The sequence below is a fragment of the Phormidesmis sp. 146-33 genome (assembly GCF_052939515.1).
In genome coordinates, this window is sequence record NZ_JBJPHU010000180.1 from 1 (window position 1) to 9,115 (window position 9,115).

The 9,115-nt window shown below is 52.6% G+C and carries 4 protein-coding genes; all 4 read left to right on the forward strand.

What is annotated here, in order from left to right:
* Positions 1-567: 567 nt before the first annotated feature.
* The 4 genes from ACJ2PR_RS33745 to ACJ2PR_RS33760 are packed head-to-tail and all read left to right on the forward strand — an operon-like array spanning position 568 to position 9,059.
* On the forward strand, positions 568-1,539 hold the full coding sequence (locus tag ACJ2PR_RS33745; protein WP_446880328.1) for a hypothetical protein: 972 nt from the start codon (positions 568-570) through the stop codon (positions 1,537-1,539).
* Position 1,540: 1 nt separating this feature from the next.
* A complete protein-coding gene (locus ACJ2PR_RS33750) occupies positions 1,541-4,996 on the forward strand; it encodes an Ig-like domain-containing protein (RefSeq protein ID WP_446880329.1) in 3,456 nt (1,151 codons plus the stop codon).
* Positions 4,993-7,083, forward strand: coding sequence for an OmpA family protein (locus ACJ2PR_RS33755; protein ID WP_446880330.1), 2,091 nt, complete (start codon positions 4,993-4,995; stop codon positions 7,081-7,083). The genes ACJ2PR_RS33750 and ACJ2PR_RS33755 overlap by 4 nt, the downstream gene beginning before the upstream one ends.
* Complete coding sequence (locus tag ACJ2PR_RS33760; RefSeq protein ID WP_446880331.1) at positions 7,083-9,059, forward strand: hypothetical protein; 1,977 nt, start codon at positions 7,083-7,085, stop codon at positions 9,057-9,059. Before ACJ2PR_RS33755 ends, ACJ2PR_RS33760 begins: the two co-directional genes overlap by 1 nt.
* The last annotated feature ends 56 nt before the right edge of the window (positions 9,060-9,115 follow it).

The following is a 9,115-nucleotide window of genomic DNA, read 5'->3' on the forward strand; positions in this document are numbered from 1 at the left end:
AGGGATCGATAGCTTTCTTGTCCATCCCCTCAACTAAAAACTGTCCGAACCATTGGAGTAGGGTGTGTTAAGCGACCCGAAACGCACTGCCTTGAAATCTACTAGAACGATCGCTGAAAGCTCTATCAAAAGGCATTCAACCACCCACCACCCACTTGATTGACAGGTCAGAGGTGAGATTCAGAAGAGCCACCTTAAAAAGAGGGGAAATTTGGGGTTCAAAGCTCGATCGTTGGTCACTAAAAGATTTAGAGAGATTAGAACCTGTTTTTTTGAGTTCCAATCTCTTCAGCTTTTGTGCTGCGTTTTTGCCTCATTCCCCATAGTTTGCTGGGAACGTCTCTCAAAATTCGGATTTGTCTTTACTAAACCAATATAAAGTTTTTATAAACTCCTCACAATTTCGGTGAAGTTACCGTATCATTCTCGAAGTTTCATTATCGAGGCTTAAGAAGAATATTTAACTAAGCCGATTTTCGCAAAAGGGTTGACTGCAAGAGCTAACCCGCTGGTGCCGACTCCGTGATTTAACTGAGATGATAACAAACTTAGTGTGGTGAGTTTTTGATGAAATTCCTGACGAAATCGTTGGGGAGTGAGATCCTGCGTCTGCTACTGGTCTTAATCTTTACGGGAGGTTTTAACAGCCAAATTCAACCTGCGGTGACCCAAGAGGCGACTTCTACGATCGTCAACTCCGCAAGCGGTGGCTTTAGAACCACTGACAATCCCAATACTCCCGCGCAGGACGTAACTTCCAATCAAACTTCTCTTACAGCAGTCATACCGGGTCGATCGGGACTGGACATTACCAAAACGGGCGATCGGGCGGCCGCAGAACCCGGCGACATTGTGGTTTATCGGCTGCTGATTCGCAACACAGGGACGTTTCCCGCCAGCAATTTGACGATACGCGATACGCTGCCGCTCGGTTTGCAATATGTGGCCAATTCTCAACGGGCGGCGATCGGGGGCACGACGGTCACACCCCCTCCGCCGACGGTCAGCAACTCGATCGTCACCTTTAGCATTCCAGGAACGCTGGCACCGGGGCAGACGTTGACCCTCGTATATGGGGCGCTGCTTTCACCGGACGCGATCAGAGGAACGGGCAGAAATTTGGCAGTGGCGCAGGCGACGACTCCGGCTGGCCCAATTTCCAGCAATTCATCGAGCTATCTAGTCAGAATTCGTCGGGGCATTTTGTCAGACTGCGGCACGATCGTCGGTCGCGTGTTTGTCGATAAAAATTTTGATGGCGAACAGCAGCCTGGAGAGGCCGGCGTTCCCAATGCGGTGATTTTTATGGATGACGGCAATCGGATCACAACGGATGCCAATGGTTTGTTTTCGCTGCAATACGTGATCGCAGGCTACCGGACTGGCACGCTGGATTTGACGAGTCTGCCGGGCTATACGCTGGCTCCCAACCGCTATCGGATTGAGAATAACAGCCAATCTCGACTCGTAAAACTGGCTCCGGGCAGTCTGGGACGAATGAATTTTGCTGTCACGCCAACTTATGGAGGAGGACGGTAATATGCAGGTTTCCTCAATTCGATGGGGTTGTTTTACCTCAATTTTGGGCGCGATCGTGTTCTCTAGTTCTGCTCAAGCGAGTGGCTTGGATGACTATTTGCGATCGGTAGAAGCGTTCAAGGCTCAACCTAATTCAGAAACTAATTCGGCGATCGCTCCCGAAATTCTCACGTCTGTCCCGCTTCAACAAACGGCTCAAGTTCCGGTTGCTACGCCTGCAACGGGCACAGTTCGGATTGAGTTTTCGCCAGCCAGCGATTCCCGGATTCCCGCAGATGGGCGATCGACGGTGACGCTTTCGGGGCAAATTCTCGATGCCAACAATCAGCCGATTTCTGAAGATGTGACGGTGACGCTGACCAGCAGTGCCGGGAAGTTTATTGGAGCCGACCAGGGTAGCGATCGACTGGGATTTCAAGTCATTGCTCGACAGGGAAGATTTTCGGCTGAGTTGCAGTCTACTTTGGAGGCAAAACAGGTTCGCGTGAGAGCGGCGATCGACGGACTTCATGAAGCTAAACCAGAATCCAAGCCGTCTCCTCCCCCCTTTGCCTATCCCGGAACCTTACCCGGACACCCTTCTCAGACGTTGGAGGCTTACGCAACGGTAGAATTCATTACAAATTTGCGGCCGTCTCTCGTATCGGGATCGATCAATTTGCGAATTGGAGCAGCCGGGACGAACTACTACAAGAGTTTTGCGGATTTCCTCAGCGAGACTTCTTTTGACAAGGGGACTCAAGTCGGGTTTGATGCATCGGTGTTTGCGATCGGCAAGGTCGGCGATTGGCTGTTTACGGGCGCATTTAATAACACTCGTCCGCTTAATCAAACCTGTGACGGCACGACTCGCTTGTTTCGCGATACGCAGTTTTGTGATCAGGTCTATCCCACCTATGGCGATAGTTCTACAGTCGATTATCTAACGCCGTCGATCGACAGTGTGTTTCTCAAATTTGAGCGCACGTCGCGAGTGCCGGGGGCGGGGTCTGATTATGCAATGTGGGGCGATTATAAAACTGAAGAATTCTCCAGCGCTTCGCAATATTTCACAGCGACATCCCGCCAACTGCATGGCTTTAAGGGCAATTATAACTTTGGTAATTTTCAAGCCACGTTGATGTATGGCAATAATCTGGAGGGATTTCAGCGCGATACGATCGCTCCCAACGGCACGAGTGGAAACTATTTTCTGTCGCGTCGCTTAGTGATTGGCGGGAGTGAGAGCGTTTTTATCGAAACTGAAGAACTCAACCGTCCCGGAAGTATTGTCGATCGCATTCCGCTCAGTCGCATTCGAGATTACGAAATTGATTACGATCGCGGGACGATTACCTTTCGCAATCCCATTCAGACGACTGATTTTGATCTGTTTGGTCGAACGTTGGTGCGGCGCATCGTCGTCACTTACCAGTACGAAGGCATCGGAACGGGCGGCACTAACCTTTATGCAGGACGGGCGCGCTACAACTTTTCGCGAGAAGTGCAGCGAGAAAGCTGGGCGGGAGTCAGCTACCTGAGAGAAGATCGCGGCAGTCGTGACTTTGAACTGTATGGAGCCGATGCGCTGTTCTCGTTTGGCAAAGACGGCCAGATCGTTGCGGAGTTTGCCCGATCGACCAATGCCGATCCCTTTTTGGGCGATGTCGAAGGGTCAGCCTACCGTTTAGAGGCGAAAACGTCTTTATTTGCGGGGGTGTTGGCGCGGGGCTATTACCGATCGGTGGATGAGAATTTCTCTAACAACGCTACCTTGAGCTTTGTCCCCGGACAGACGCGCTACGGCGGAGATATTGCCGCTAAGATTGGGGCTTCGACGCAGTTTCGGGCGCAGGTCGATCGCGAAATCAATTACGGCATCGCTTCAGGATTTGGGCTGGGAACCGATTTATTCAATCCCAGCAGCAATCTTTTTTGTGATACGCCGGGGTTGGCGCGATGTGGTCAAGAGCCATTTCGGATCGGGCGAGTAGACAATAGTTTGACGACGATCAGCGCTGGATTTGAGCAAAAAATCGGGGAGTCGGCGCTGAGTTTTGATTGGGTCAATCGGACTCGTGACGATCGCGCGACCAATAATCTCGATCAAGACAGCAATCAATTAGTGTCTCGCTTGTCGGTGCCGTTGACCAAAACGCTGCTGTTTCGCGCCCAAAACGAACTCAGCCTCGGTGACGACGATCCGCTTTACCCCAGTCGAACCACCGTCGGCTTAGATTGGAAAGTTTCTCCGGGCGTGACGATGCGACTGGCGCAGCAGTTTCTCTCAGGCGGACAGTTTTCTAGCAACTCGATCACCAGTCTGGATACGATTATTGATCGCAAACTCTCAGACGACACCTCGCTCACAGGACGCTACTCAGTTCTAAATGGGATCAACGGCACCACGGGACAGGGCGCGATCGGCTTAAATCATCGGATTCGCTTGTCACCGGGCTTGAGAATTAACCTGGGGTATGAACGAATTTTTGGCGATCTTTTTGCCTATACAGCCGCAGGTCAACAGTTCGCGCAGCCTTACGCCGTGGGGCAAAGTTCCTCTTCGCTGGGGGTGAGTTCGGGAGACAGCTACAGTGTGGGCGTTGAGTATAGCGACAATCCTGACTTTAAGGCGAGTGCCCGATTTGAGCGACGCAATTCTTCACTCGGAAACGACACCTTCTGGTCAGCCGGAGCCGCCGGAAAAATTTCGCCCGCTTTAACTGCGTTGGTACGATTTCAACAAGCAAATGCGGCTAACCAACTGCTCACCGGATTGGGCGACACCACAAATCTCAAAGTCGGTTTAGCCTATCGTGACCCCAACAGCGACAAATTAAATCTACTGTTTCGCTACGAATATCGCCAAAATCCGGATGCGACTCCCACCTCGCTACTCTTTGGGACGGGATCGGGGGCAAAAGTTCATTTAGGAGCGATCGAAGCCATTTATGCCCCCAATTTTCGCTGGGAGTTTTATGGCAAGTATGCGCTCCGCAGCGCTCAGTCTACGTTAGCCAGAGATTTGCTGGGCACGAATGCCATCTCACTCGGACAGCTTCGCACCACTTATCGACTGGGATACAACTGGGATTTGGGTGGAGAAGTGCGCTGGATCGGGCAGTCGGTGACAAGCTTTAATGAATTCGGATTTTTGGCTGAAGTTGGCTATTATCTCACGCCTAACCTGAGAGCCGCCGTGGGTTACAGCTTTGGAGAAATCAACAACGATCGCGACTTTGAAGGCAGTCGATCGAAGGGTGGCTTTTATGTAACGCTCTCCTTTAAGCTCAATGAATTGTTTAACGGATTTGGATTACAGCGAGTCGTCCCGCCTCAACAGCAGCAAGAATCCCAGATAAAACCTGTGGCCACACAACCAGACATATCGCCGCAATCACAAATGTTGTCTCCGATAATCCAATCGATGATTCGGGATCAATCCGCTGAAGCGGTCGTGAGAGGAGTGACAGAATGAACATAAAAACAGGATTTGCATCACTGCTGTTATTAATCAGTTACAGTTCGCTCCTTCCGTCTTCAACCCTTGCCCAAACGCCAACGCGATTCAAAATAACGGTTAACAGCGATCAAGATAGCGTACAAGCGGATAGTAGTTTGACACTCCGAGAAGCGATCGAACTCACCAATGGAGCTTTACCCGTTGATCGATTGAGTGACGCTGAGAAGTCTCAAGTTTCAGTTATCAACGAATCCACCTCGCAAATCAGCTTTCAGCTTCCATCGGGACAAACCATCATTCGAGTCGGGCGAGAACTCCCGGCGATCGTGGCTCCCGTGACGATCGATGGCACCACCCAAACCGGATACGAAGCCGATAAAGCGGTGATTGCCGAACTGCCTCTAGTGCAGCCGATCGTCGAGATTACGCCTGTTCAGAATACGTTTGTGCCGCGAGGGTTGACCATCACTTCAGACAATGTGACGATTCGCGGCCTGAGTTTGTATGGGTTTAATGATGATGTTGATGACACGGCCCGCACGCCACCCGCCGATATTTTCATCGCTCACCGCCTGCCGCCCCCGGATATCCGCAAACAGCCTACACCTGCTAATTTTGCGCCCTTTTACAGCGATGATGTGCCGCCCAAAAATGTCGTGATCGAAAACAACTGGTTGGGCATTCGTCCCGATCAGAGTGTGCCGCCGACGACTTCAGCCTTTGGCGTTTCGGTCTTCAACAGCACAGGCACGACGATTCGACGCAACTGGATCGCCAACCACGACGGCAGCGCCATTATCACATCGGTCAATTCCACCAATCTCCAGGTGACTGAGAATGCGATCGTCGCCAACGGCCTGGCTGGAATGCCCGATGCGGTCAGACTCGAAGGCAACATCGATCAATCCGAAATTTCGGGTAACTTAATCTGCGGCAACGATGGGTCAGGCGTTTACTTATTCAAGCCAGAAGGAGCCACCCAAATTAGAGACAATCGCATTACCTACAACGGTCGTCGATTTCGTCGCGCAGCCGTCTATCTCATGGGCAACAACCATCAGGTGACAGGCAATCTGATTACAAACCAGGCCGGATCAGGCGTTGTGGTGGCAGCCTTTCCGCTCAGTCGGCGCAATACGATCGCCAACAACCGATTCGCAAACCTCGAAGGACTCAGCATTGATCTGGTGACTCAGGGAAATGTCAGCGTCCAAGCCTACCAAAAAGGAGACGGCATCAACCCCTTTAGAAACTCACCCAACCGCCGCAAAGATACCGGAAACGGGGCGATCGACGCTCCCCAATTCACCTCCAAGGCCTTCGTTCTTTCTGGCGCTCAGGCTCAAATCACGGGGAAAGCCGATCCCGATTCGCAAATCCAACTCTATCGCGTCACCGAAAACACGTCTCCCTACGGCACCCTCAGCGAACCCCTTGGCAACGCCGAAACCGACAAACAGGGCAATTTTACCTTTACCTCAGAGACTCTGAAGCCGGGAGATCTGATCAGCGCGATCGCCACCAATCCCAACTATGGCACCTCGGAACCTGCCTTGAATACGATCGTTCGCACCGCCGAAACTACCACTCCACCCAACCTTCAGCCGCCGACCAGTGCCACTCCTACCTGCGTCACGCCGCCGATCGCTCAAGTGCCTACTCCGCCGACCCCCACGCCTGAACCCAACGTTCCCGTCCGAATTACGGTGCCCAAAAACGTTCACTTTGCCCTCGATCAGTCCTACATCAGCCCCGAAAGCGCCAGCGTGTTGGATCGAATTGCCGCCGTCGTTCTCGCCAATCCCACGATTATTTTAGAACTGCAAGGCCACACCGACCCCCGCGCCAGCGATGACTACAACCAGCGATTAGGTCAACGCCGGGCCCTTTCAGTCCGCAACTATCTAATTCGCAAAGGCATCAATTCCGCGCGGATGACGATTCGATCGTTTGGCGAACGACAGCGACGCTCAGACGGAAACACTCGATTGGATTTTGCTCGCGATCGCCGCGTCGAAGTCATCTACAAAGATGCTCGTGATATTGAAGTCTTCGTCCAGGAAGAAGATTTGCAACTGGAACCAGCTAGAGGTGGAAGGTAATGCAACGCAGATTTTGGAACCCGCTTACGCTCAAAGCCGCTCACTCCTGGACTTGGCTCACCGGAGGTTTGACGGCCCTCTTGCTCAACTCGCTTGGCTCATCAGTGAGCGCCCAGACAATTCTCTTTCAAGAAACCTTTCGCGGTGCGGCGACGACCGATGTGTTTCTCTCTGGCGGCATCGGCGGATTTCCCTGTCTGACCGCTGCCACCCCCGCTACGGCCATCCCTCCCAGCATTCCTTCTTGTGTCGAAGGGGCAACCGATACGGTAGGCAGTGGAGCCTTACGCATTACCTCCAATGGAACCGAACAGCGAGGGTTTGTGATCTACGATCGCTTCATCCAATCGCAGTTTGGGCTATCGATTACCTTCGACTTTTTCTCTTTTAACGGCATTGGTGAGCAACGGGCAGACGGGATCACCTTCTTTTTGATTGACTCTCAGGCGACTCCCACCCAGGCAGGCTCGTTTGGCGGATCGTTGGGATATGCTCAACGCAGTTTTGGCGGTGTCGTCCCTGATGAACCTGGAATCGCAGGCGGCTATCTCGGCATTGGTTTCGATGAATTTGGCAATTTCGCCAACGATGCAGAAGGCAGAGGCGCAGGATTTTTTCCTCCGGGCGCTCCTCCCCCTGGGTGTGAAGTGTCTCCATTTGGACGCGATCCGGATGCTGCCACCCGCACGGGCGTTCCTGACTCAGTAACCCTTCGCGGGCCAGGAAATGGCACCACGGGATACTGCTTTCTGGCAAACTCTGGCACTCGTCCTGAAGGCATCGATGTTCCTACCACCGTTCGGACTGCTGCCCGCCGCACCGCCCGCATCACCTTACGACCTGGAACCAACCCAACCGTGCAGGTCGAAATCGACTTTGGGGCAGGCTTTGTCATAGTAATTCCCGAACGCCCCGCGCCTCCCGGATTGCCCGATCGCTTCCGATTTGGGTTTGCCGCTTCTACGGGCACGTTTACCAACTTTCACGAAATTCAGAATCTCGTCGTGCGATCGCTGGTTCCGGTTCCTCAACCTCAGTTAGGCGTTGCAAAACAGGTGGGCGTTCCGGTCAACAACAACGACGGCACGTTTACAGTTCCTTATCTGATCACGGTACAAAATCCGTCTCAGGTCAATCTCACCAGTCTGCAAGTCACCGAAGATCTGAGTCAAACCTTTGCCGGAGTGCCTGCGTTTAGTATTGTCCCTGGTTCGCTTCAAAGTAGTGCGCTGCGCGTCAATCCCACTTTTAATGGCACCAGCGATACTAACTTGCTTGCCGGAACGGATATTCTGACTTTTGGGCAGACCGCAACGATTAATTTTAGTGTGCGACTCACCCCCGGCACTGTCACCAGAACTTTCTTAAACACAGCGATCGGCACCGCTAGAGATCCCGACAACAATCCGGTTACCGACACTTCGACCAACGGCACCACCCCCGACGCAAACAACAATGGCAACCCTGGAGACGACAATACGCCCACGCCCGTCAATTTGCTGTCTCAGTTTCGCTTAGTCAAACGCATTACCGCCTTGACTCGTGGAGGGGCGCAGACTCGATTTACTCAATTTGTCGATGACCCTGGCGATATCAACGACACCGCCCCTGGATTTTCTCAGCTTTCTCCGGTTGGGCTGGCGACGGTCGATCGAGCCAATCCGCTGCGATCGGGCGATGAAGTTGAATACACGGTCTACTATCTCTCGGATGGCACTCAGCCTGCTTTTCTGACGAATATTTGCGATCCGATTCCCGTGGGGACGACGTTTGTCGCAAACAGTTTGTCCATTAGACGCGCCAATTCTGAAGCCCCAGGCGGCAGTTTCTTCTCTCCGTTAGCGCCCTTGCCGCCCAATAATTCCTGTCCTGATCAGACTAATGCTAGAGGAGCGGCGCTGTTTGATTTGGGTACGATTCCCAATACGGCGGGCAATAACTTTGGGTTTGTTCGCTTTCGAGCCAGAGTGAATTGAAGGATGAGGGATGAGGGATGAGGGATGAGGGATGAGGGATGAGGGATGAGGGATGA

Bases quoted from the DNA above. Each gene is read 5' to 3' on its own strand.
- ACJ2PR_RS33745 (WP_446880328.1), top strand. From the start codon at position 568: ATGAAATTCCTGACGAAATCGTTGGGGAGTGAGATCCTGCGTCTGCTA.
- ACJ2PR_RS33750 (WP_446880329.1), top strand. From the start codon at position 1,541: ATGCAGGTTTCCTCAATTCGATGGGGTTGTTTTACCTCAATTTTGGGC.
- ACJ2PR_RS33755 (WP_446880330.1), top strand. From the start codon at position 4,993: ATGAACATAAAAACAGGATTTGCATCACTGCTGTTATTAATCAGTTAC.
- ACJ2PR_RS33760 (WP_446880331.1), top strand. From the start codon at position 7,083: ATGCAACGCAGATTTTGGAACCCGCTTACGCTCAAAGCCGCTCACTCC.